This window comes from Brevundimonas sp. UBA5713 (assembly GCF_002419815.1).
Classification (GTDB): Bacteria; Pseudomonadota; Alphaproteobacteria; order Caulobacterales; family Caulobacteraceae; genus Brevundimonas.
This window is the reverse complement of the sequence record NZ_DIGV01000013.1, coordinates 56749-80877: the sequence shown is the minus strand read 5'-3', so window position 1 is coordinate 80877 and position 24129 is coordinate 56749. Positions and strand designations below refer to the sequence as shown.

General features: G+C 62.9%; 17 protein-coding genes. 13 read left to right on the top strand and 4 right to left on the bottom strand.

Features of this window, described 5'->3' with window-relative positions:
- Positions 1-1208, top strand: a 1208-nt coding sequence (locus B3B04_RS01985) for a glutamate-5-semialdehyde dehydrogenase (RefSeq protein ID WP_292039325.1), incomplete at its 5' end; no start/stop codon positions are given.
- Positions 1209-1395: 187 nt separating this feature from the next.
- Here B3B04_RS01985 and B3B04_RS01980 read toward each other — a convergent pair.
- A complete protein-coding gene (locus B3B04_RS01980; RefSeq protein WP_292039323.1) occupies positions 1396-3801 on the bottom strand; it encodes a membrane-bound PQQ-dependent dehydrogenase, glucose/quinate/shikimate family in 2406 nt (801 codons plus the stop codon).
- 267 nt (positions 3802-4068) lie between these two features.
- On the opposite strand from B3B04_RS01980, the gene B3B04_RS01975 reads away from it, so the two are divergent.
- The 3 genes from B3B04_RS01975 to B3B04_RS01965 all read left to right on the top strand — a co-directional run bounded on the left by B3B04_RS01975 (position 4069) and on the right by B3B04_RS01965 (position 11846).
- The gene (locus B3B04_RS01975) at positions 4069-5496 is read left to right on the top strand and encodes an NAD(P)-dependent oxidoreductase (RefSeq protein WP_292039331.1); all 1428 of its coding nucleotides are present in this window, start codon (positions 4069-4071) and stop codon (positions 5494-5496) included.
- Positions 5493-10049 (top strand): glutamate synthase large subunit, encoded by a 4557-nt coding sequence (gene gltB / locus B3B04_RS01970; RefSeq protein ID WP_292039320.1) that lies wholly within the window; start codon positions 5493-5495, stop codon positions 10047-10049. The genes B3B04_RS01975 and gltB overlap by 4 nt, the downstream gene beginning before the upstream one ends.
- A gap of 303 nt (positions 10050-10352) precedes the next feature.
- Entirely contained in the window at positions 10353-11846 is a 1494-nt protein-coding gene (locus B3B04_RS01965; protein ID WP_292039318.1) for a DEAD/DEAH box helicase, read from the top strand.
- 126 nt (positions 11847-11972) lie between these two features.
- Here B3B04_RS01965 and B3B04_RS01960 read toward each other — a convergent pair whose 3' ends face one another.
- Complete coding sequence (locus tag B3B04_RS01960) at positions 11973-13325, bottom strand: OmpP1/FadL family transporter (RefSeq protein ID WP_292039317.1); 1353 nt, start codon at positions 13323-13325, stop codon at positions 11973-11975.
- A gap of 475 nt (positions 13326-13800) precedes the next feature.
- On the opposite strand from B3B04_RS01960, the gene map reads away from it, so the two are divergent.
- From map to B3B04_RS01935, 5 genes are all read left to right on the top strand, one after another.
- Positions 13801-14622, top strand: a complete 822-nt coding sequence (gene map, locus B3B04_RS01955) for a type I methionyl aminopeptidase (protein WP_292039314.1) — start codon at positions 13801-13803, stop codon at positions 14620-14622.
- Positions 14623-14776: 154 nt separating this feature from the next.
- Positions 14777-15508, top strand: a complete 732-nt coding sequence (gene radC / locus B3B04_RS01950; RefSeq protein ID WP_292039310.1) for a RadC family protein — start codon at positions 14777-14779, stop codon at positions 15506-15508.
- Complete coding sequence (locus B3B04_RS01945) at positions 15505-16038, top strand: GNAT family N-acetyltransferase (protein ID WP_292039309.1); 534 nt, start codon at positions 15505-15507, stop codon at positions 16036-16038. Before radC ends, B3B04_RS01945 begins: the two co-directional genes overlap by 4 nt.
- A 60-nt stretch (positions 16039-16098) precedes the next feature.
- Positions 16099-16341, top strand: a complete 243-nt coding sequence (locus B3B04_RS01940; protein WP_292039307.1) for a BolA/IbaG family iron-sulfur metabolism protein — start codon at positions 16099-16101, stop codon at positions 16339-16341.
- 2 nt (positions 16342-16343) lie between these two features.
- A complete protein-coding gene (locus tag B3B04_RS01935) occupies positions 16344-17225 on the top strand; it encodes an oxidoreductase (RefSeq protein ID WP_292039306.1) in 882 nt (293 codons plus the stop codon).
- A 15-nt stretch (positions 17226-17240) separates the two neighbouring features.
- Here B3B04_RS01935 and cysQ read toward each other — a convergent pair whose 3' ends face one another.
- A complete protein-coding gene (gene cysQ / locus B3B04_RS01930; RefSeq protein WP_409516051.1) occupies positions 17241-18032 on the bottom strand; it encodes a 3'(2'),5'-bisphosphate nucleotidase CysQ in 792 nt (263 codons plus the stop codon).
- Positions 18033-18158: 126 nt separating this feature from the next.
- On the opposite strand from cysQ, the gene chpT reads away from it, so the two are divergent.
- The 3 genes from chpT (at position 18159) to B3B04_RS01915 (ending at position 20140) form a co-directional block, all read left to right on the top strand.
- Entirely contained in the window at positions 18159-18836 is a 678-nt protein-coding gene (gene chpT / locus B3B04_RS01925; protein WP_292039301.1) for a histidine phosphotransferase ChpT, read from the top strand.
- Between the two features lie 90 nt (positions 18837-18926).
- Positions 18927-19322 (top strand): response regulator, encoded by a 396-nt coding sequence (locus tag B3B04_RS01920; RefSeq protein WP_292039328.1) that lies wholly within the window; start codon positions 18927-18929, stop codon positions 19320-19322.
- A complete protein-coding gene (locus B3B04_RS01915; RefSeq protein WP_292039300.1) occupies positions 19319-20140 on the top strand; it encodes a CheR family methyltransferase in 822 nt (273 codons plus the stop codon). The genes B3B04_RS01920 and B3B04_RS01915 overlap by 4 nt, the downstream gene beginning before the upstream one ends.
- Before the next feature lie 4 nt (positions 20141-20144).
- Here B3B04_RS01915 and B3B04_RS01910 read toward each other — a convergent pair whose 3' ends face one another.
- Positions 20145-21521, bottom strand: coding sequence for a metallophosphoesterase (locus B3B04_RS01910; protein WP_292039299.1), 1377 nt, complete (start codon positions 21519-21521; stop codon positions 20145-20147).
- A gap of 276 nt (positions 21522-21797) precedes the next feature.
- Here B3B04_RS01910 and B3B04_RS01905 point away from each other — a divergent pair, with 276 nt between their 5' ends.
- Positions 21798-24026 carry a TonB-dependent receptor gene (locus B3B04_RS01905; RefSeq protein ID WP_292039297.1) on the top strand — a complete coding sequence of 743 codons (2229 nt, stop codon included), beginning with the start codon at positions 21798-21800 and terminating at the stop codon, positions 24024-24026.
- Positions 24027-24129: the final 103 nt, after the last annotated feature.

Genomic DNA, 24129 nt, shown 5'->3' with positions numbered 1-24129 from the left:
GCGCCCTGCGCGAAGCCTCGCCCGAGACCCGCACCCGCGCCCTGACCCTGTTGGCGCAAAAACTGCGCGAACAGGCGGAGACCATCCTGTCGGCCAATCAGCAAGACCTTGAGGCCGGTCGCGCCAATGGCATGACCGAGGCTCTGCTGGACCGTCTGGCCCTGAACGCCCAGCGTGTCGAAGGCATTGCCAGCGCCGTCGATATCATCGCCGGTGTCCCCGATCCGCTAGGCTTCGAGACCGCCCGCTGGACGTCTCCCGCCAATGGATTGGACATCGCGCGCGTGCGCACCCCTATCGGTGTGCTGGGCATCATCTATGAGAGCCGGCCCAATGTGACGGCGGATGCGGCGGCGCTGTGCATCCGCTCGGGCAATGCGGCCATTCTGCGCTGTGGCTCTGACTGTTTGCAGTCGTCGCTGGCAATTGCGTCAGTGATTGCCGAGGCCCTGTCCGAAGCGGACCTGCCGGCCGATGCGGTGCAACTGGTCGATACACCTGACCGCGCGGCCGTGGGCCTGATGCTGTCGGGTCTGAACGGCAATATCGACCTGATTGTCCCGCGCGGCGGCAAGAGCCTTGTGGCGCGTGTACAGTCCGATGCCCGCGTACCTGTCCTCTCCCATCTTGAGGGCATGAACCACACCTATGTGCATACGGCTGCCGATCCCGACATGGCCCGCGCGCTGGCGGTGAATGCCAAGATGCGCCGTGTGTCGGTGTGTGGCGCGACCGAGACCCTGCTGATCGACAAGGCCGTGGCCCCCACGCTGTTGCCGCTGATCGTCGCCGACCTTCAGGCCGAGGGCTGCGAGGTACGCGGCGGCCAGATCGCGCGCTCTATCATCCCCGACATTGTCCCGGCCTCGGATGAAGACTGGTCGACGGAGTACCTCGCCCCGATCATTACCGTGGGTGTGGTGAATGACATCGACCACGCGATCACCCACATCGAAACCTATGGATCGGGCCATACCGAAGCCATCGTCACCAATGACGCCGAGGCCGCAGCCACCTTCCTGAACCGCGTCGATAGCGCCATCGTGGTCCACAACGCCTCGACCCAATATGCGGACGGCGGCGAGTTCGGCTTTGGCGGTGAAATCGGCATCGCTACCGGACGAATGCACGCCCGCGGCCCAGTGGGTGCCGAACAACTGACGACCTATAAATACGTGGTCAGAGGACAGGGCCAGACCCGTCCCTAACCCCAGCACCATAGAAAAGGCCGGAGCAAAACTCCGGCCTTTTAGTCTGTTGGCTCATAACGCCCTCAAGCAGCCCGATTGGGCGATAGGGCCACTAAACAATGCCCTCAAGCAGCCCGATAGGGCGTTAGGGCCACTTAAAAATGCCCCTCAAGTAGCCCGAAGGGCGGGGCATTCAAAAACCAGCTTATGCGCGCCCTTCGGGTAGCGCATAAGCGATCAGATAGTCGCCACGCGGAGTTTCCATGAAGTGGTGACCACCGGCCATGATGACCAGATACTGGCGGCCATTGTGCTCATAGATCATCGGATTGGCCTGACCACCGGCGGGCAGGACGTCGGACCAGACGGTCTTGCCGGTTTCGATGTCGATGGCGCGGATCAGGTCATCGGTCGCCGCCGCGATGAAGACCAGCCCCCCCGCCGTAACCACCGAGCCGCCATTGTTCGGCGTACCGATTTCCAATGGCAGCATGGACGGAATACCGAACGGACCGTTCTTGCGGGCGGTACCGAACGGGCGATCCCACAGGGTCCGGCCGGTGCGCAGGTCAATGGTGCGGATACCGCCATAGGGCGGCTTCTTGCACAGCAGGCCGGTGAACTTCACGCGCCAGCCTGCATTGACGTTGACCGCATAGGGCACACCCAGTTGGGGGTCCCCCGCGCCTTCGGCCTTGCTGCCGTCACCCTCGTAACGGGGGTCGTCACGCGGGAACCAGCCCAACTGGTCGGCACGCTCGCGCGGGACCAGACGGATCACGTTCGGCATGTCGTTATAGTTGGCCACGATCACACCACGCACCGGATCAACCGCCACGCCGCCCCAGTCCGAGCCGCCATTATAACCCGGATACTGGATCGACTGGCGATCAGCCGTCGGCGGGGTGAAAAAGCCGTCATAGGACGACTGGCGGAACTGGATACGGCAATACAGCTGGTCCAGCGGCGACATGCCCCACATGTCCCGCTCGGTCAGATCAGGCTTACGCAGGGTGTGGAATTTCGAGATCGGTTGGGTGGGCGTGCGCTGGGCAGGTTCGACCCCGCCAGTCGGCACACGGATCTGCTCTACATCGTGCAAAGGCTGGCCGGTCCGGCGGTCCAGAATATAGATGTCGCCCTGCTTAGATGGCAGGATCAGGGCGGGGACCATCTGGCCGCCTATCGGCATATCGACCAGTGTGGCCTGCGACCCAAGGTCATAATCCCAGACATCCTTATAGACGGTCTGGAAATGCCAGCGCGGCTTGCCGGTACCCACATCCAGCGCCACCAGAGAGGTCGAATACTCGTTCTCCTCGGGGCGACGGGTGCTGGAGTAATAGTCTGCCGCCGAGTTACCCATGGGCAGATAGACCAGACCCAGATTTTCATCCGCCGTGGCTGTCGTCCACATATTGGGCGTACCGGGCGTATAGGTCTCGCCCTCCGGAGGAACCGTGGTGATGTCGGGGCGCGCCATGTCCCAGGCAAAGCGCAGTTCGCCGGTGATGGCGTCAAAGCCCTGAATGACGCCCGAGGCGTTCCAGCGGCGCTGACCATCCAGCACCTGGTGGCCGGTCACCACCACGCCGCGCACAATGACAGGAGCCGAGGTGATGGACACCATGCCCGGATAAGATTCACCCATGCCGTGCTTGATGCTGACCTCGCCGTTCTGGCCAAAGTCGGCGCAGGGACGACCGGTGCGGGCATCCACGGCAATCAGTCGACCATCCAGCGTGCCTTCGATAATGCGGGCCGCGCAGGGACGGGCCGCGTCGGCGTTGGGCATCTGATAGTGGGCCACGCCCCGGCAGGCGGCGGTATAAGGAATGTCCTTGTCGTCGACCTTGGGATCGTAGGCCCATTTCTGTTGCCCCGTAGCGGCATCCAGCGCGAACAGGCGGTTGCGGGCCGAGCACAGATAAAGCGTGTCACCGATCTTCAACGGGGTCGTCTCTGCCCCCCAGCGTTCATCCGGCAGATCGCCCGTTCGGAAGGTCCATGCGCGGGTCAGCGTGCTAATGTTTTCCTTATTGATCTGGGTCAGCGGCGAATAGCGCTGGGCCGCATCGGAGCCGCCCCATGCGGGCCAGTCTGCACCGACCTGTTGAAGGGCCGGATCGCCGATGCGATCCTGACCGGCACCCGGCACCGTTTGCAGTACGGTGGCGCGATTGGTCACACCCAGCACCAGTCCGCCGACCAGACAGACCACCGCCAGAGCGGCAAAACCGATGCCGACCCGCTTGGCACCGCCACGGGTGCTCAGCGCCCCCATCGACAGGATGACCGGCACCAGCAGAACCAGCGGGGCCACCACGCGCGGGACCAGAGCCCATCCGTCCAGACCGACTTCCCAGATCGCCCAGACAATGGTGCCCACCACAATGGCCGCATAGAGCAGGGCTCCCGACAGTCGCAGCAAGACCAGCAGCAAACCGCTGATCATCATCAGCACGCCGGTGACCAGATAATAGGGCGAGCCGCCCAATATGGTCAGTTGCACGCCGCCGATTGCCAAAATCAGGCCGATGACCCCAATCACCACGCCAAGGATTCTGGTCAGGGACAGGCCAAGGCCCCTGTCCTTTTCAATACGCGCCATGGAACAGCTCCCGTTCGATTACGGATTCTGAACCCGCGCGCGAGGCCTACGTTCCACTTTCAGCTGTGCCACAATGCCAAAGGATTCCACCTATCAGCGACAAAACGGAAAAGAACGCTGATTTTATATGCCGCGCTGCAACATTTTTCGCGAATGTTTTAGCTGTGAAACTTTCGCAGTGCGGAAATTTGTTCGACTTTTGGGTAATCCTTAGTCTTGCGAAGGAAAATATTTGCATGACACGGTTCAGCGCGCCAAAATGTGCACATGCAAAAAGGTGGTCGTTCAAATCCCGGTGGTTTCCTGATTCAGCCCCGCGCCCTGCCCAAGCAGGCCGCGGCTGATCGCGTACGTGATTTCAATGAGATCACGCTCAAACCGAGCGCGGAAACCGGTCAGAAACAGGCGTCGCGCTGCACCGACTGTGGCGTGCCCTTCTGCCAGAACGCCTGCCCGCTTCAGAACAACATTCCGGACTGGCTGGCCCTGTCGGCCGATGGCGATCTGCGCGAGGCGTGGAAGACCGCATCGCTGACATCGACCATGCCCGAAATCTGCGGCCGCATCTGTCCGCAGGACCGCCTGTGCGAAGGGGCCTGCACGCTGCAGCAATCGGGCTGGGATGGCGTGACCATCGGCTCGGTCGAGGCATGGATTGCCGATCAGGCATTCGAGAATGGCTGGGTCGAGCCGATCCGTCCCGTGGCAGAGCGCGGCCAGTCGGTCGCCATCGTCGGTGCCGGTCCTGCGGGACTTGCCGCCGCAGACCGTCTGCGTAGCGCGGGCTATCAGGTCACTGTCTATGACCGTCACGACCGTGCGGGCGGCCTTCTGATGTATGGCATCCCCGGCTTCAAGCTGGAGAAATATGTTGTCCAGCGCCGTATCGACCGTCTGGTCGAGGGCAGGGTGAAGTTTGTGCTGAACACTTCGGTCGGCACCGATATTTCAATGGACGAACTTCGCAGCCAACATGACGCCGTGCTGCTGGCCATGGGGGTGTATCAGGCCCGCCGCCTGTCCATTCCGGGTTGCGGCCCCGATGATGCGCTTCCCGCGCTTGATTTCCTGATCGCCCAGAACAAGCGCGATCTGGGTGACAGCGTCGAAGCCACCACCGCCAAGGGCAAGTCCGTTATCGTGGTCGGTGGTGGCGATACCGCCATGGACTGTGTGCGCACCGCCATCCGGCAGGGTGCGACCAGCGTCACCTGCCTGTATCGCCGTGACCGCGCCAACATGCCGGGCAGCGCGCGCGAGGTGCAAAACGCCGAGGAAGAAGGCGTCACCTTCGAATGGCTGGCCGCGCCCAAGGCGCTGATGTCCAAAGGCGATGTGGTCAATGCCATCCGCGCCCAACGGATGGCCCTGTCCGAAGCCGCCGCCGATGGCCGTCGGGAAATCGTGCCGGTCCCTGACAGCGACTTCGACAGCCCCGCCGATCTGGTGATCGAAGCACTGGGTTTCGAACCTGAAAACTTTGCCGAACAGCTGGACGCGGGCCTTCGCCTGTCCCGCTGGAACACCCTCGAAGTCGCCCGTGGCGGGTTCGCCACCAGCCTTGAGGGCGTGTTCGCTGCCGGAGACGCCGTGCGCGGTGCCTCCCTCGTCGTCTGGGCCGTGCGCGACGGTCAGGACGCCGCTGCCGAAATCGACCGTTATCTGCGCGCGCGTACCGAGGAAGCCGCAGCATGAGCCAGCAAAACAACCCCAACTGCCAAAACTCTGGCTGGCTGAGCCAGTACGAAGCCGCGCGCGCCGATCTGGTCGCCGCCGGTTCCTACGATCCGTCGTCCGAGCGCGACGCCTGTGGCGTCGGCCTTGTCTGCGCCATCGACGGCAAGCCGCGCCGCGAAGTCGTGGACATGGCTATCCAGTCGCTGAAGGCCGTGGCCCACCGCGGCGCGGTCGATGCCGACGGCCTGTCCGGTGACGGCGCGGGCATTATGATCGAGGTGCCGCAAGAGTTCTTTGCCGCACAGGTTCGCGCTGTAGGTCAGACCCTGCGTCCCGGCCCGATTGCCGTGGGTCAGGTTTTCCTGCCGCGCACCGATCTGGGTGCCCAGGACCGCGCCCGCGCCATCGTCGAGGCCGAGGCGATCCGCTCGGGCTTCTACATCTATGGTTGGCGCCAGACGCCTCTGGACCTGTCGGTCGTCGGCACCCGCGCCGAGCAGACCCGCCCCGAGATCGAACAGATCATGCTGGCGGTGCCGGAGGCCCTGTATAAGGCCGACGCCAACGGCGAGGCGGCCGAACGCGAACTGTATCTGTGCCGTCGCCGCATTGAGGCCGCCGTTCAACAGGCCGGTCTGGGTGGCTGCTACATCTGTTCGCTGTCGGCCCGCTCTATTGTCTATAAGGGCATGGTCCGCGCCGAACTGCTGGGTCAGCTCTATATCGACCTGAACGATCCGCTGGTCGCGTCTGGCTACGCCCTGTTCCACCAGCGCTATTCGACGAACACCTTCCCCGAATGGAAGCTGGCCCAGCCGTTCCGAATGCTCGCCCATAATGGCGAGATCAATACCCTGCACGGCAACCTCAACTGGATGAAGTCGCACGAAATCCGCATGGCCGCCTCGGCCTTCGGTGATCGCGACAACGAGGTAAAGCCAGTCGTGCAACCGGGCGGTTCGGACTCGGCAGCCTTGGACAATGTGTTCGAGGTTCTGGTGCGCGCCGGTCGCCCTGCGCCCATGGCCAAGGCCCTGCTGGTGCCGGAGGCCTGGTCGTCCGACGACATGGTGATGAAGCCGGAACACCGCGCCCTCTACGCCTATTGCAACGCCGTAATGGAGCCTTGGGACGGCCCCGCCGCCCTGTGCGCCGTCGATGGACGCTGGGTTGTGGCCGGTAAGGACCGCAACGGTCTGCGCCCTCTGCGCGCGGTCGAAACCGTCGATGGCCTGCTGCTGGCTGGCTCCGAAGCGGGCCTTGTGCCGCTGCCGGAAGGCCGTGTGAAGCGCCGACTGCACATCGGCCCCGGCAAGCTGATCGCCGTCGATCTGAAAACCGCCCGCGTCTATGACGAACATGAAGCTGTCGATGCGCTGGCCGCCGCCCATCCCTATAAGGACTGGATCGGCAACATGGTCGATCTGGAGCCCCTGATCGGCCCCGGACCCGAGCCGCGCGCCGCCACGGGCGAAGCCCTGACGCGCCGCCAGATCGCCGCCGGTTTCAGCCGCGAGGACTGCGACCTGCTGCTCGATGCACTTGTGCGCGACGGCAAGGAAGCTGTCGGCTCCATGGGTGACGATGCGCCGCCTGCGGTGCTGTCGTCCCTGCCGCGCCCGCTGGCCCACTATTTCCGCCAGAACTTCTCTCAGGTCACCAACCCGCCGATCGACCCGCTGCGCGAGTCCGGTGCCATGAGTCTGAAGACCCGCTTCAAGAACCTCGGCAACATCCTCGCACATGACGAGGCCCAGACCGATGTGTTCGTGCTGGACAGCCCCGTCCTAACGACCGGCATGTTTGAACGCCTGCTGGGCGTTGTGGCCGATGGGTCGACCGCCTTCATCGACTGCACCTATCCGGTGCCCGCAGCCGATGCCGAGGCAGGCAAGGGATTGCGCGAAGCTTTGGACCGTATTCGCGACGAGGCCGAGGCCGCCGCACGCGGGGGCGCGACCCTGATCGTCCTGACCGACGAGAATATCGGCGAAGAGCGCCTGTCGGTGCCAATGATCCTTGCCACCTCGGGCGTTCACCTGCGCCTGACGGATGTCGGTCTACGCACCTATTGCTCCATCGTCGTGCGTTCTGCCGAAACGCTCGACCCGCACGCCTTTGCCGTGCTGGTCGGGGTGGGCGCGACCGCCGTTAATCCTTGGCTGGCCCAGGAACTGTTTCAGGAGCGTCTGGAGCGCGGCTTCTATGGCGACCTGTCGCTGAAGAACGCCTGCCTGAACTATAAGAAGGGCATCGAGGCAGGTCTGCTGAAAGTGCTGGCCCGCAAGGGTATCTCGGTCATGTCCGCCTATCGCGGCGGTTGCGAGTTCGAGATTCTGGGCCTGTCGCGCGCCTTGGCGGCCGAGTTCTTCCCCAATGCCTCGTCGCGCATTTCGGGCATCGGTCTGGCCGGTCTGGAGCGCGCGGCCCTGCAACGCCATCAGACGGCCTTCGCGCCTGAAAAGACCCCGTCCCCGTCCATGGGCGGCTTCTTCCGCATCCGTGCGGGCGGCGAGGCCCACGGCCATGACGCCAAGACCATCCACCTGTTGCAGGATGCGGTGAACCGTGGCGACTACAGGCGCTACAAACAGTATTCCGCAGCTGTCGCCGAACAGCCGGACCTGTCCTTGCGCGACCTGCTCGACTTCAAGGACGGCCTGAAACCGGTCCAGCTTCACGAGGTCGAAAGCGTCTCGGACATCCGCAAGCGCTTCCTGTCGCAGGCCATGTCGCTGGGAGCTTTGTCGCCCGAAGCGCACGAAACGCTGAACATCGCCATGAACCGGATGGGCGCACGCGCCGTCTCGGGTGAAGGCGGCGAGGACCCCGCACGTTATGTGCCGCGCCCCAATGGCGACAACGCCAACTCGGCGGTCAAACAGGTGGCGTCGGGCCGTTTCGGCGTCACCGCCGAATACCTCAACCATTGCCGCGAGATCGAGATCAAGGTCGCGCAGGGTGCCAAGCCCGGCGAGGGCGGCCAGCTGCCCGGCTTCAAGGTGACCGAGTTCATCGGCAAGATGCGCCATGCCGTCCCCGGCACGACGCTGATCTCGCCGCCGCCGCACCACGACATCTATTCGATCGAGGATCTGGCCCAGCTCATCTATGACCTGAAGGCCATCAACCCCGATGCCAAGGTCACGGTGAAGCTGGTGTCCTCGACCGGCATCGGCGCGATTGCGTCTGGCGTGGCCAAGGCCAAGGCCGATGCCATCCTGATCGCGGGTCACAACGGCGGCACGGGCGCCTCCCCCCAGACCTCGATCAAGCACGCGGGCATGCCCTGGGAAATCGGACTGGCCGAGGCCCATCAGGTCCTCAGCCTGAACCACCTGCGCTCCTCGGTTTCGCTGCGTACCGACGGCGGCATCCGCACGGGCCGCGACGTGGTGATTGCCGCGCTTCTCGGGGCCGAGGAATACGGTATCGGCACCGCCGGTCTGATCGCCATGGGCTGTCTGATCGTGCGCCAGTGCCATTCCAACACCTGCCCTGTCGGTGTCTGCTCGCAGGACGAGCGCCTGCGCGCCAAGTTCACGGGCACGCCGGAGAAGGTCGTCAACCTGTTCACCTTCATCGCCGAGGAGGTGCGCGAAATCCTTGCCTCGCTGGGCGCGCGCACCATCGACGAGATTGTGGGCCGTACCGACCTGCTGCGGCAGGTTCGCCGTGGCGGTTCGCACCTCGATGATCTCGACCTGAACCCGCTACTGATGAAGGTGGACGTGGATCGTCCCGGTCGTCTGGCGGACAAGCACCGCACTGAGATCGATGAAAGCCTCGACGCCCAGGTGCTGAAAGATGCCCAGTCCTTCCTCGCCACGGGCCAGACACTGGAACTGTCCTATCCGCTGAAGAATACGCAGCGCACGGTCGGTGCGGGCCTGTCGTCCGCCATCGTGCGCAAATATGGGCCGCAAGGTCCGCAAGGCCGCCTGACGCTGAAGCTGGAAGGTATTGCCGGCCAGAGCTTCGGGGCCTTTGCCACCAAGGGTCTGGTGCTGGATGTCACCGGCGAGGTGAACGACTATGTCGGCAAGGGCCTGTCGGGTGGCGAGATCCGCGTGCGCCCCTATCAGTGGCGCGAAGGCCAGCAGGTCTGCGGCAACACCACCCTATACGGTGCAACCTCGGGCCGACTGTTTGTGGCGGGGGCCGCCGGTGAGCGCTTTGCTGTTCGAAACTCGGGCGCTGAGGCGGTCGTCGAGGGACTGGGGGCCCACGGCTGTGAGTACATGACCGGTGGCCGCGTTGTGGTACTGGGCTCGACCGGCTGGAACCTTGCGGCAGGTATGAGCGGGGGCGAGCTGTTCGTGTTCGACCCGCACGGCCACGCCGCACAGGCGCTGAACGGCGACCTGGCCGCTGTGGCCAACCTGAATGCCGAGGCCGCCACCCGCCTGAAAGCGCTGGTCGAGGCCCACCTTGCCGCGACCCGCTCGCCTCTGGCCGAGCGTCTGCTGGGCGACTGGAAGAAGAGCCTCAAAGCCTTCATCCGTATCGTGCCGCAAACGGTGAAGTCCGCCGAAGATGCCACCTTGGCCGGTCAGGCCATCAGCGCCTGATCACTGGTACCCTACCAGTTGTGAAAGGGCCGGTTACCCATGGTGACCGGCCCTTTGCTTGACTTTCTGACAAAGAAGGCCCATTTGCCGCCTACCGCACAGTGCGGTTTCCGGCGTGCTCCAGCGCGTGTGGGCCTTTCCAGAGTTGAAAGCGCCTGTCTGTCGAGCCGTCGGTTCCTCCAGTTCATACGTCGTCCGTACACGCGGGGCGGCGCCCGTTACCTGCCCGTGGCATGCGGGCGGACGACGCGCGCTGCTTGGCCGATGGCTGCTGGCGTCCGTCGTCATTCGTGAAAGACGCACGTGACCGATACCCAAACTCCGACGAACGCTTTTGAATCGCTTGGCCTCAACAGCGGCCTTCTGACGGCCCTCAAGGCTGCGGGCTATGAGAAGCCGACCCCGATCCAGTCCAAAGCTATTCCGCACGTTATGAAGGGTGCCGACCTGCTGGGCATCGCCCAGACCGGTACCGGCAAGACCGCAGCCTTCGCGCTGCCGATCCTGCACCGCCTGTCGGAAAACCGCATCAAGCCCCTGCCTCGCACCACCCGCGCCCTGATCCTGTCGCCGACCCGCGAACTGGCCACCCAGATTGCCGACAGCTTCAAGGTCTATGGCCAGCACCTCGGCTTCCGCGTGGCGGTCGTCTTCGGCGGCGTGAAATACGGCGCCCAGGAACGTGCCCTGCAACAGGGCCTTGATGTTCTGGTGGCCGCGCCGGGCCGTCTGCTGGACCATATCCAGCAAAACAACATCGACCTGTCCTCGACCGAAATCTTCGTGCTCGACGAAGCCGACCAGATGCTGGACCTGGGCTTCATCAAGCCGATCCGCCAGGTGGTCAGCCGCCTGCCCGCCCGTCGCCAGAACCTGTTCTTCTCGGCCACCATGCCGGGTGAAATCGGCAAGCTGGCCGGTGATCTGCTGAAGGATCCGGTCAAGGTTCAGGTGACCCCGCAAGCCACCACCGTCGAGCGCATCAAGCAACAGGTGATCTGGGTCGAGGCCGGCCGCAAGCGCGCCCTGCTGACCGAGCTGTTCTCCGATCCGGCCTACACCCGCTGCCTGGTCTTCACCAAGACCAAGCACGGCGCCGACAAGGTTGCCGCCTATCTGGAAGCCGGCGGCGTTGAAGCCGGTGCCATCCACGGCAACAAGAGCCAGCCGCAACGCGAGCGTGCCCTCGAGGCCTTCAAGAACGGCAAGCTGCGCGTTCTGGTCGCCACCGACATCGCCGCGCGCGGTATCGACGTCGACAAGGTCACGCACGTCGTGAACTTCGAGCTGCCCTATGTGCCGGAATCCTATGTCCACCGCATCGGCCGTACGGCCCGCGCCGGTGAAAAGGGCACCGCCATCAGCTTCGTCTCGGGTGACGAGATGAAACTGCTCAAGGACATCGAGAAGGTCACCCGCCAGAAGATCCCGATGGTGGACCGTCGCAACGACAAGCAACTGGCCCAGCTGGACGCCTCGATCATGGCCGCCGGTGTCGCCAAGAAGGCCACCCTGCCCGAGCGCGAACCCCGCAAGGGCGAAGGCGAGGACGGCCGTCGCGGTCGCAACCGTAGCCGTGGCCGCGTCGAGCGTCCGGAAGGCGGCGGCCAGCCGCACCGCGTTCGCAAGGGCGACCGTCGTGGCGGTGCCCCGCGTGAAGCCGCTGCGGCACCGGCCTACAACCCGATGGCGGGTGAAGTGACCACGCCGCGTGAGCCTAAGCCGGTCAGCGAAATGAAGCGCCGTCCGCGCAAGCGTCCGTCGAACGGCGGCAAGGGCTTCGCCCAGAAGGGCTAAGCCAGACGGCAGAATAAACAAGGCCGCCGCTCCATCGGGAGCGGCGGCCTTTCTTTTTAAATCGAGACAAACAAAAACGGCGGCCCCGTCAGGAGCCGCCGTTTCCGTTTTCAGATCCGTAAAGGATTAGAACTTGATACGGGTACCCAGCGAGAAGGCCAGGGCCGAGCCTTCCAGCTCGCCGCGCAGGTTCGAGATCACAGCACCTTGCAGCAGGGCGCGGTCGTCGTTCATGACGGCCTTGTCCATGTCGATATAGGTGAGGCCAGCGTCAAACTCGACGCCTTCGATCACTTGGGTCGACATACCGACCGAGTACAGCATGCGGTCCGAATCCGGGATACGGGCGGTGCGCAGAGCGTCCGTGGTAGGGGTCGGGTCATAGCCGATACCGGCGCGGAAGGTGGTCTTGTCGCTGTAGGCGTAGTCCAGACCGATGGCGCCGGTGGTGACGTCTTCGTAGTTCTGGTGGATCACGTCGGTGCCGCCGGTGAAGTCAACGTTGATGGCGTCGAATTCCGACCAACCGATGCGGTTGATCTGGGCGTTCAGGGTCAGCTTGTCGGTTGCGGCGTAGCGCACCGAGGCCGAAACGAACCACGGGGTGTTGAAGGTGGCATTGCCGTCGGTTGCGAAGCTGCGTGCAGCCAGTGCACCCTTCATGTCCTGAACGATGTCGCCTTCCAGTTCGTGCTCGATGGCCGAACGGTAGGACAGGCCCAGATCCCATTTGCCGTGGTGGACTTGCGCGCCGACGTTCCAGCCGAAGTCGATGCCGTCACCCGACAGTTCGGAATAGCCATCTGCAGCCAGCAGCGGCGACAGCGGGTTGCCACTCAGCGACGGAATGTTCGAGGTCAGCTTGGCCTTGACGTATTGGGCGCTGACGCCAGCACCGATGTCCAGCCAGTCGTTGACCTGGTAGGCCAGCACCACGCCGACGTCGGCCGAGCGCAGTTCCGAGGTGTTGGCGTCATAACGGGCGAACGAGCCGCCGTCCGACAGCACATTACCGACCGAGGTGTTGGCGCTGTATTTGGTGGTGAAGTTGTAGGGAGCCGACACGGCCAGACCGACCGACAGGCGATCGTTGATCGGGGTAGCAATGGCGAAGTTCGGCACCACGCCGCTTTCAACCGGATTATTCTCGGTCAGACGCGCGTTGGAAACCGGCAGACGACCGGCAACCTGACCGTTGGCCGGGTTGATCAGGGTCAGGGTCGAGCCGGTGTCGCGGGCTTCGGAATCGATACGGATAGCGTGCAGCGAGAAGGTCGCTTCGCGGCCCGAACGGGCGATCGAAGCCGGGTTCCACCACAGCGAGGCGACGCCGGTGTCGGCAGCTTCACCCGAGAAGGCGCGACCGGCACCGCGTGCCGACTGCTCTTGGAGGTAGAAGGAGCCAGCGAAGGCCGGAGCGGCCACAGAGGCCATGAGGACGGCGAGGCCGCCGATGCGGGCCATGTTCCTGGAAGTCATACGTTTCACCTATAGTTACTGGGTTCATCATTACCGATGCGATGAACCTTTGTTCGGGGAGTACTCAAGGCTTAACAGCCGTATTGGTCTTGTCATCGGATCAGGGCGTCACGAAACGCGTTACCGTCACGAAAGGGTCAAAGGCGTGGCACGCAAGACGCACTTTTTCCTGATGTTTTTGACGCTGCGTAAATATTTCTACCCACTAATATCATCGATATTCAAAATTCATGCTGAATTATGGCCAGTATTGGGCGTTAAAACTGTGCCGTAAGGTCAAGCTCGTGCCTGCTAGCACATAGGGTCGTTACAGGCCTCCCCAGCGTCAGGTTTTGGCTCCCCATCCTGACCGCATTGAGATTTTGTGCTAAAGACACCATCTAAGCCGCGTCGCCGACGCGCGACCGATTGATTACCCAGCCAGACCCTTAGTGCCGCCAAGGCTCTTGAGCCCGGCTTCTGCTGAAAGCCTGTCATGTACGAAACGCCCGAACTGGAAACCGACGTCTTGGTCCGTAGCCACGAAATCCGCATCCACACGCCGGAGGATTTCGAAGGCATGCGCAAGGCTGGCCGTCTGGTGGCAGAGGCGCTGGATATGATCACCGAGCACGTCAAGCCGGGCGTGACCACGGGCGAGCTGGACGATCTGGTTCGCGAGTTCACCCTCGACAACGGCGGCATCCCCGCCTGCCTCGGCTATAAGGGCTATGAGAAGACGATCTGCACCTCGATCAACCACGTCGTCTGCCACGGCATTCCGGGCGACAAGGTTCTGAAGGAAGGCGACATCGTCAATATCGACCACACCGTCATCGTTGACGGCTGGCACGGCGATTCCAGCCGCATGTATCCGGTGGGCGAAATCAATGCCCGCTCCAAGCGTCTGATCGATGTCACCTATGAATCGCTGGAACTGGGTCTGGCCCAGGTCAAACCGGGCAATACCTTTGGCGACATCGGCTATGCCATCCAGAAGTTTGTCGAGGCCCAACGTATGAGCGTGGTGCGTGACTTCTGCGGACACGGCATTGGTCGCGTCTTCCACGACACGCCGAACGTGCTGCACTACGGCCGTCGCGGCGAGGGTGCCGTACTCAAGCCGGGCATGTTCTTCACCGTCGAGCCGATGGTGAATCTGGGCAAGCCGGGCGTGAAGGTTCTGTCCGATGGGTGGACCGCCGTGACCCGCGACAAGTCGCTGTCGTCGCAGTGCGAGCACACCATCGGTGTCACCGAGGACGGTCTGGAAATCTTCACCCTGTCGCCGAAGGGCATTTTCCGTCCGACCTTCTGATCGGATCAAACCATAAACGTCATTTAATAAGGCCGCCGGATGATCCATCCGGCGGCCTTTGTCTTGGGCCCGCCCGCATACCGCATCCGCTTACGGCAAAGCTCTATACAGATCGGTGTTTTGCGATAGTCTCCACGCCGCAGGAAAGGCGTGCATGTACGATCAGGACCCCTCCAAAAAGGCGGCCAAACCGCATCATCTGGGCCACCGCGATCGCTTGAGGGCGCGCGCCCGCGACGGAGGCCTGCCCGCCCTGCCCGACTATGAGCTTCTTGAGCTGTTCCTGTTCCGCAGCCAGCCGCAAGGGGATGTCAAACCCATCGCCAAGGCCCTGCTGGACCGGTTTGGCTCACTGTCCGGTGTGCTGGCCGCTTCGGTCGAGGATATGACCACCGTCAAGGCCACAGACATCAAAGGCCGTACCAAGGCGGTCGGCAAGGAGACGGCTCTGGACCTGTGCGCCCTTCAGGAAGTGGCCCGCCGCGTTGCTTTGGAAGAGGCCACCAAGCGTACCGTCATATCCTCATGGACAGCGCTACTGTCCTATGTGCGGCTGGCCCTTCAGCATGAGCCGCGCGAACAGTTCCGGGTGCTTTATCTGGATCGCAAGAACCAGCTGATCCGCGACGAGGTCCAGAACAAAGGCACGGTCGATCACGCGCCCGTCTATCCGCGCGAAGTGGTGCGGCGTGCACTGGAGCTATCCTCCAGCGCCCTCATCATCGTACACAATCACCCCTCCGGTGACCCGACCCCCAGCCGCGCCGACATCGACATGACCAAACAGGTCATCGAGGCCGCCCGCTCGCTGGAGATCCAGGTTCACGACCATCTGATTGTGGGCCGCCATGGCGTGGCCAGTTTCAAACAGCTAGGCTTGATGTGACCCACATTATTCAAACCGAGCGCCTGACCCTGACGCCGCTGTCGCTGGCGGATATGGACGACCTGCTCACCTTGTGGCGCGACGAGGATTTCACGCGCTTTACCTCGGGCCGCATTCTGACCGAGGAAGAAATCTGGACCCGCCTGCTGCGCGATATCGGCCATTGGAGCGCCATGGGTTTTGGCAACTGGGCCATCCGCCTGAGCGAAACAGGCCAGCATGTCGGCAGTGTGGGTCTGTTCGACTACCGTCGCAGTCTGGAACCGCCTTTCGACGCACCCGAAGTCGGCTGGGGGCTGCGGTCGGACTTTCACGGGAAAGGTCTGGCAGCCGAAGCCTTAACCGCAGCTTTAGCTTGGTCTGACCAGAATATAGCCAAGGTTCGAACAGTGTGTATGATCTCTCCGCAGAACCAGCCCTCGATCCGGCTGGCTCTGAGGAGCGGCTTTAGGCCCTACTCCCAAGGCGAGTATTCCGGATCGGTAGTAGATTTGTACGAACGGCCGCGTTTCGCCCGCATGGGCGGCTGACTTTATCCCCGCGGCACACTATTTGCTGAGACAGTACAAAACCGGTTCAAGAGTCTCGCCATGCCCATGTCCCCCGATACCGTTCGCGGTTATCTGCTGGAAGCCTTCCCCGATGCCCAGATCGAGCTGGAAGATACTGCTGGCGACAACGACCACTATCGCGCTGTGATCGTGTCCTCGGCCTTTGAGGGTCAAAGCCGCGTCATGCGCGAACGACTGTGCCAGAAGGCCTTCAAGGGTCAGCTAGGCACGGTGCTCCACGCCATCAGCTTCACCGCCAAGACGCCTGCGGAGATGGCCTAACCATGCGCTATCGCCCGCTCGGCCATGCTGGATCAGCGGTGTCCGCCATCACTCTGGTGCTGGATTCCGCTGTGGCCGCCAAGGGGGCTGATGCCGCGCGCGCATTGATTTTTGCGGCCTTGGAACAGGGCATCAACAGCTTCCACATCGACAGTCTGGATCGCACCTTGATCCGTACGACGGGTGAGGCCCTGAGCCATGTCGAACGGGACCTGCTGTATGTCACCCTGACCATCGGCCCGCTGCCGAACGGTCGGCGCGATTTCAGCGTCGAGGGCGTGGATGCCGTGTTGTCCGCCGTGACCAAGGTGTCGGGTCTCGGCTATGTCGACACCATTATTCTGGACGATCCTGACAGTGCCGAACTGCCCGCAGCGGCCATGAAGACCATCCGTCAGGACGAGCGCATCCGTTCATTGGGCGTGCGCGGCCAGTCCGACGTCATGGACATCTATATCGGCTCCAGCCTGTTCGACGTTTTGCATACGCCCTGTCACATCCTGCTGGATGCCAAACAGCGCAGTCGCCTGCGCGAGGCCCGTCAGCAGAACATGACCATTTTCGGCACCGACTATTTCCCGCCGGAACTGTTCGCTGTCGCCAAGCCCGAACCGGGTCCGGCCCAGCGCGGCCTCTTTGGCATGCTCAAAAAGGCCAGTGCCCCGCCGCCCGCGCCGTCGCCCTATGAGTTCCTGAAACACATACCCGGCTGGGAAGCCGAAGACCTGTGTCTGGCCCACGCCCTGCTGGATCTCAGCCTCGGCGGGGTTTTGGTCAAGCCTACCTCTGCCGAACATCTCGAGCGTCTAGCGACCGCCTGCGAACGCGACATGCCGGTCAGCCTGCCCGCCCAGTTGGAAATGGCCCGCGTGCGCGCAGCCTGATCCGCCTTCAGGTGATCAGCCGCCAAGGGCCACAAACGGCCCGTTCAGGAACCGGGACTTTCCATAGGCCAGCGTCTGGCCATCCGGCGTGATGATGCGGCCGCCGGCAGCGTTCAGCACCGCATGGCCTGCCGCAATATCCCATTCCGAGGTCGGGCCGGTGCGCGGATAGGCGTCAAAACGACCCTCGGCAATCAGGCAAAGCTTCAGCGAGCTGTCCAGCGCCTGCCACTGACGGCAGCCATGCTGACGGGTCAGACGGTCAGCCTCTTCGTCGGTCAGGCTATGGCTGACGATGGCCACCGCCTTGTCGGGGCGAGGACGCACATGGATGGGGCGCCATGCCTCCTGTCCCTGACGACGGAAAGCCCCTTCACCCTCGCCGCCCGAGCGCCAGCTGGTTTGGGTGGCCGGTGCCACAACCGTACCGGCTACGACCTGACCGTTGCGCACCAAGGCGATATTCACGGTGAAGGATTCGCGCCCCTGGACAAAACCGCGCGTGCCATCCAGCGGATCAATCAGCCAGAACCAGCTTTCGGCGTCTTGCGGCAGACCTTCCAGTGAGGCTTTTTCCTCGGCCACCACCTGAACGCCGGGCCACTCGGCCTCCAGACGTTGCAGAATATGGGCCTCGGCAGCGCGGTCCGCTTCTGTCACCGGACTGGCGTCGGCCTTGTGTTCGGCTACCACGCCAGTGCGCCAGAACGGCAGGATGACTTCGGCAGCCTCCTCGGCGATCTGCGCAATGGTCAGCGCCAGCCGCCCCGATTTCAAGTCGGACTCAAGGTTTTGGGGCACGGTCATGGAGGGGACGCTCATAAACAAATCCGATAGCCGATCAGGCGGGTTTAACGAACCCGCAAATCAGGTCAGTTATGGTTAATCGATGTTAACGCCTGACGGCATGCCGCTCTGGATATACCGCTTCTCATGTCTTTCCCAGCCGACAACCAGAACTTGCAGCCTCAAGCTGCTGCGCTGCCGAACGGAACCGACCTGGCCACGCTGATCAGCGCCAAACTGTGCCACGATTTTATCAGCCCGGCCGGTGCGGTGATGTCGGGTTTGGACCTGCTGGATGATCCGACCGCGCAGGATATGCGCGACGATGCCATGGGCCTGATCCGTCAAAGTGCCCGCAAAATGGTGTCCTTGGTCAACTTCGCCCGCGTAGCCTTTGGTGCCGCGACCAGCGCCGAGCGTTTCTCGACCAGCGAACTGCACACCCTGTTGGCGGGCGTGACAGAGGGGGGCCGTGCACAGATGGAATGGCGCGTGCCGGACATGAGCGTGTCCAAGCCGCAGGCGCGGGCCCTCATCAATCTGGCCGATCTGACGATAGGGGCGCTGCCTCTGGGCGGCATGGCTGTGATCAACGCCCGCGAGGAAGGCGAAATGCTGGCCATCGCCGGCACCGCCGAAGGCAACCGCGCCCGCCTGAAGCCCGAGGCGCTGACAGGCTTGCGCGGCGAGGCCCTGAATGAAGGCCTGCAAGGCCAGTGGGTTCAGCCCTACTGGTTGTGGCTGACGGTATCTGAGTCCGGTGGCCGATTGGACACCATTGTCGACGAAGGTCGCGTCGCTCTGATTGCACGGCTACCCAAATAGCAACGCTTTTGGCATAATGAGGGTCGAAACGGGTACGGACTGCGGGGAGGCAGCCGGCCTTGAACGTTGCTTTTGGGGGAGTAACTCGACCTGTCCGCCCGCCTTTGTCTCATTGTCGATGACAGCCGTATCATCCGAAAAGTTGCCCGGCGCATCGTCGAGGGACTGGGCTTTGATGTGGTCGAAGCGGGAGACGGCGTAGAGGCCATCGAGCAATGTATACAGTCGATGCCGGATCTGATCCTGCTGGACTGGCGCATGCCGATGATGGACGGCATGGACTTTCTGGACCAGCTGAAACAGATGGCGGACGGCGATCACCCCAAGATCCTGTTCTGCAGCATGGAAACCGATCCGGCCCACATCGCGCGCGCACTGGCGGCGGGGGCAGATGACTATGTGATGAAGCCGTTCGACGGCGACATCCTCCAATCCAAGATCGACGAGATCGGGGCGCTGCAAACCGGCCTGGGACACGCGGCGTGACACCCGAGGATTTCGAGAGACTGCAGGCCCTGATGGCCTCACGGGCGGGCTTTGCCCTGCACCATGACCGGATGCAGCTGGCCGAGCACAGGCTTGGGCCGGTGGCGCGGCGCGAGGGCTATCACAATGTCGAGGCCCTGCTGTCTCAGATATGGTCACGACCGGTCGGGTCTCTGGCGTGGGATGTGATCGAAAGCCTGCTGAACAGCGAGAGCTGGTTCCGGCGCGACCGCAAGGTGTTCGACCTGTGCGGGCGCGACCTGATGCCGGTACTGGCCAAGGCGCGCAGGGACCGCCCCGTGCGCATCTGGTGCGCGGGCGGCGGCACAGGACAGGAGGCCTATAGTCTGGCCATGCTGGCCCTGTCGCAGGGGTTACGGATCGACGTCCTGAACACCGACCTATCGGCGCGCGCCGTCGCCAAGGCGCAGCAGGGCGTTTACACCGGTTTTGAAATCCAGCGGGGCCTGCCTGCCCGTACCATGCTGGACTGGTTCACGCCGCTGGACGACCAGTGGCAGGCCAAGGACGAGTTGCGCCGCTGCGTGCGCTTTGCCCGCGCCAATCTGCTGGACCCTCTGCCGGACGCGCTGGCCAAGGACGGGCCGTTCGACCTGATTTTTTGCCGCTATGTGCTGGGCGACATGGTGCCAGACTACCGCGCCGGCGTCCTTGAGCATCTGGCCAAGCCGCTAACTGACGATGGCTGTCTGTTTCTTGGTCAGGGCGAGACAGCCGAAGGCTCGGCCTTCCGCGCCGTCGCGGGCCAAAAGGGGCTTTTCGTCAAAGCTCCCGACCGCAAACGCCACGCCGCCTAGAGATTCAGCCTAACAGGGCCTTCTTCGCCACGGCCTTCACCCCGTCTGTCGCTACATCGACAAAGGCCAGATCGGTGGTGCCGAAATATTTCGACTGGTTGCGGGCACACCAGTCCGTGGTGACCAGCTTCACAGTGGAGCCTAACACCAGCCCCTCTTCGCGGGGGGCCGCAAACGGATAGTCGCCGGTCATACGCTCGATGGGGGTCGGCTCGTCCTGATTGCAATAGGCCAAAATGGCCGCAAGTCGCGATGCTTCCACCTCGGCCACCATCAAACGGCCGTCGAAACGTACCACTTCATCAAAGTGGAATTGGTCGATGTAGCCCGCTTTCAGACCCGTACCCAAGGTGGTCAGGCCGATAAAACCATAGTCCGCCCCCACTTCACGGGCGAAGCCCGCACTGATGGCGCGGCCAGTTTCGCCGAGCGTCAGGGCGCGAGGATTGTGGCCGATGATGGCGCGCTCGGCATCGGTCAGATGGGCTGCGAGCGTTTGGCCGATCAAGGCTGCCAGCGCCGGATCTGCCGGACCATCGGCCTTCACCTCGACCAGACGGGTTTGCACCACGCCGTCTGCACCATATTCGGCCACGGCATAGGTTTCGCCCCAACGGCCCGTGTGCACAAAGCCGGTTGCGCCCTGTTGATGGGTGAACAGCAGGTGGTTGTGCCCGCCCACCATCAGCGAACCCTCGGGCAACAGAGGCAGGTACTGGCGCTCGTCGACCACGCCGACATGGCTGAGCACCAGCTTTAGACCGTCGCCGCGCAGATAGGTCGGAAGGTGCGTCTGCGCCCATTCCACCGGATCGGGGATCGTCAGCCATTCGCGGCTCTCGACCGGGTAGGAGTTGAGCGACGGCGTACCCAAGGCGGCCACCCGCAATGTCTGGCCGCCCACGGTCATCAGGGCAAAGTCATCGGCATACGGCTGACCTGTGCGGCGGTCGATTATGTTGCTGAGGACCGTCAGCCCCAACCCACGCATGCGGGCGACAACGGGATGCAGATCATGCACCAGATCATTGTCATGGTTGCCGAGGTTGAAAATCGTCGGCGCGATCTTGGGAAGTTCGGCCATGAAGGCCCAGTCGATAGCCCCTTCCGAGCGCACCGAGACCACATTGCCCTTTTCGAAGCTGTCGCCATTGACCACGATCAGGTGCGGCGCGGAATGGTCGGCCACTTCGCGACGGAAGGCCGCCAGCAACTGGGCAATCTGCCCGTAAGACGAGTGCAGGTCCGAAATGGCCAGCACACGCAACCGCGGCCCCTCATTGCGCATCGGGGCGGTGGCACATCCCGTGGCACCCGCCACCAAGGGCAGAACCGCCGAAAACTGGAGCAATCGACGACGAGGAAGAGATGACACGGTCATTGGCGCTGTGGCTTCACATGACGGGGAGGCCCCGAAAACGGGCCGGATCATGGCTGTTGGGAGGCCTTCAGGAAAGGGCCAATCCAATTTGGCAAAAATTGTGGCGATCTTCCGTCAATCTGCATCAACACTGACTAAATAATCCGTAACACAGCTAAAATTTCGATGACTGTGGCGACGTCATAAATAGTTCATCGAATACCACTGTTTCCTGTCTGGCTTAGGGCGCGCACAGGGATTATGGCGTCGCCGCATCATTCCATCGGGGATCTTAGAATGAAGCGCATTTCCGCCCTCGCCGTGTCGGCCAGCACCCTGGCCCTCCTGCTGGCAACGCCGGCTTTTGCTCAGACTGCTGACGAAGCTGCCTCGGTTGGCGACATCGTCGTCACCGCCCAGCGCCGCAGCGAAAGCATCCGTGACGTGCCGTTCGCCGTCACCGCGATGAACATCGAAACTCTGGAAGCTGTGAACGCTGGCGGTGCCGACATTCTGGCTCTGGCCGGTCGCGTGCCCAGCCTGCAGGTCGAAAGCTCGAACGGCCGCTATGCGCCGCGCTTCTACATCCGCGGCTATGGCAACGTCGATTTCGACTTCACCGCCTCGCAGCCGGTATCGGTCGTCATGGACGACGTGGTTCTGGAAAGCGTCTACCTGAAGGGTTTCCCGCTGTTTGACATCAAACAGATGGAAGTTCTGCGCGGTCCGCAAGGCACCCTGTTTGGCCGCAACACCCCTGCCGGTGTGGTCAAGGTCGACACCGTCAAGCCGGGCACCGAGTTCGAAGGCTTCGGCAAGATCGCCGCTGGTAACTATGGGTCGATCCGTGCCGAGACCGGCGTCACCCTGCCGCTGACCGAAACCGTGTCGCTGCGTCTGGCCGGCCTGCTGAACCACCGCGACGACTGGGTCAACAACGCCTATGACGCCGACTTCGCCAACCCGAACGGCGACGAGCTGGGCAATTTCGAAGACCGCGCCATCCGCGGCCATCTGGCCTGGACCCCGAACGAGCGCCTGTCGGTCCTCGGCACCCTGCAGTTCCGTGACTATGCCGGCACCGGCACGCTGAACCGCGCCAACGCCCTGACCAAGGGTTCGAACGAACTCAACGACAACTACGACCGCGAAACCGTCTATTACGACGGTGGCCGGAACAACTTCCAAAAGCAGGACACCCAGTCCCAGTCGCTGCAAGTCGCCTATGACTTCGGCACCATGACCCTGACCGGCGTCGTGGGCTCGTACCAAGGCGAGTCGATGGGCAATGGCGACATCGACGGCGGCGTTTCCGGCGCAGCCGTGGCGGGTCAGCCCTATCGCACCCCGTTTGCTGTCGAAAGCGGCACGAACAACTCGGATCTGGTGCAAAACACCTTCGAGCTGCGTCTGGCTTCGAACGGTGACAACCGCCTGAACTGGCAGGTTGGCGCCTTCATGTTCAACGACCGTTTCAATCTGGTCTCGAACACCTACAACGGCACCGGCAACCTGACCCCGACCAAGCAGACCGACATCGTTCAGAAGTCGGAATCGTGGTCGGTCTTCGGTCAAGCCAACTACCAGCTGACCGAAGCCCTGAAGCTGACCGGCGGCCTGCGCTACACCGAAGACGAGCGTACCTATAACGGCACGATCACCATCGGCGCTCCGGGCACCGGCCAGATCGACGTCGCCGACGAGCAAGTCTCGTGGGACGTCAGCGCCCTGTATGAAGTGAACCCGAGCTGGAACCTGTTCGCCCGTATCGCCCACGGTTACCGTGGTCCGTCGATCCAGGGCCGTAACCTGCCGGTTCTGACCACCGCCGACTCCGAGACCGCCATGTCCTATGAGGCTGGCTTCAAGGCTCGCCTATGGGATGGCCGCGCACGCCTGAACGCCACCGCCTACTTCTATGAAGTGGACGACATGCAGTTCACCGCCATCGGCGGCATCGACAACTCGAACCGCCTGCTGAACGCCAAGAAGGGCGAAGGCAAGGGTATCGAGATCGACGGCGACGTCTATCTGGGCGCTGGCTTCACCGTCGCTGGTGGCTTCGCCTGGAACAAGACCGAGATCAAGGACAAGGACCTGCTGGTCGCCATCTGCGGCAACCACCTGTGCACCATCACTGATCCGATCCAGAACGTGAACGGCACCGATCGTGCAGCGATAAACGGCAATCCGTTCCCGAACGCTCCGGAATACTCGGGTAACTTCACCCTGTCGTACGTCCGTTCGATCGGCAACGATCAGGAACTGTTCGCCGCCACCGACTGGGTCATGCAGAAGGACACCAACCTGTTCCTGTATGAATCCAAGGAATTCCAGTTCGGCACCCAGTTCGAAGGCGGCCTGCGCGCAGGCTGGCGTGACCTGAGCCGTGGTCTGGAAGCAGCGGCCTATGTTCGCAACATCACCGATGAGGACAACATCATCGGTGCCATCGACTTCAACAACCTGACGGTGTTTGTGAACGAGCCGCGCATGTACGGCATCGAGGTTTCCAAGCGCTTCTGATCCGTAACAGGATCAGCTGAAACAGAGGGCGGCGAGGGAAACTTCGCCGCCCTCTTGCTATTCGCATACCGTCGCTCTCCTATAGACCCAACACGGAGAGGTG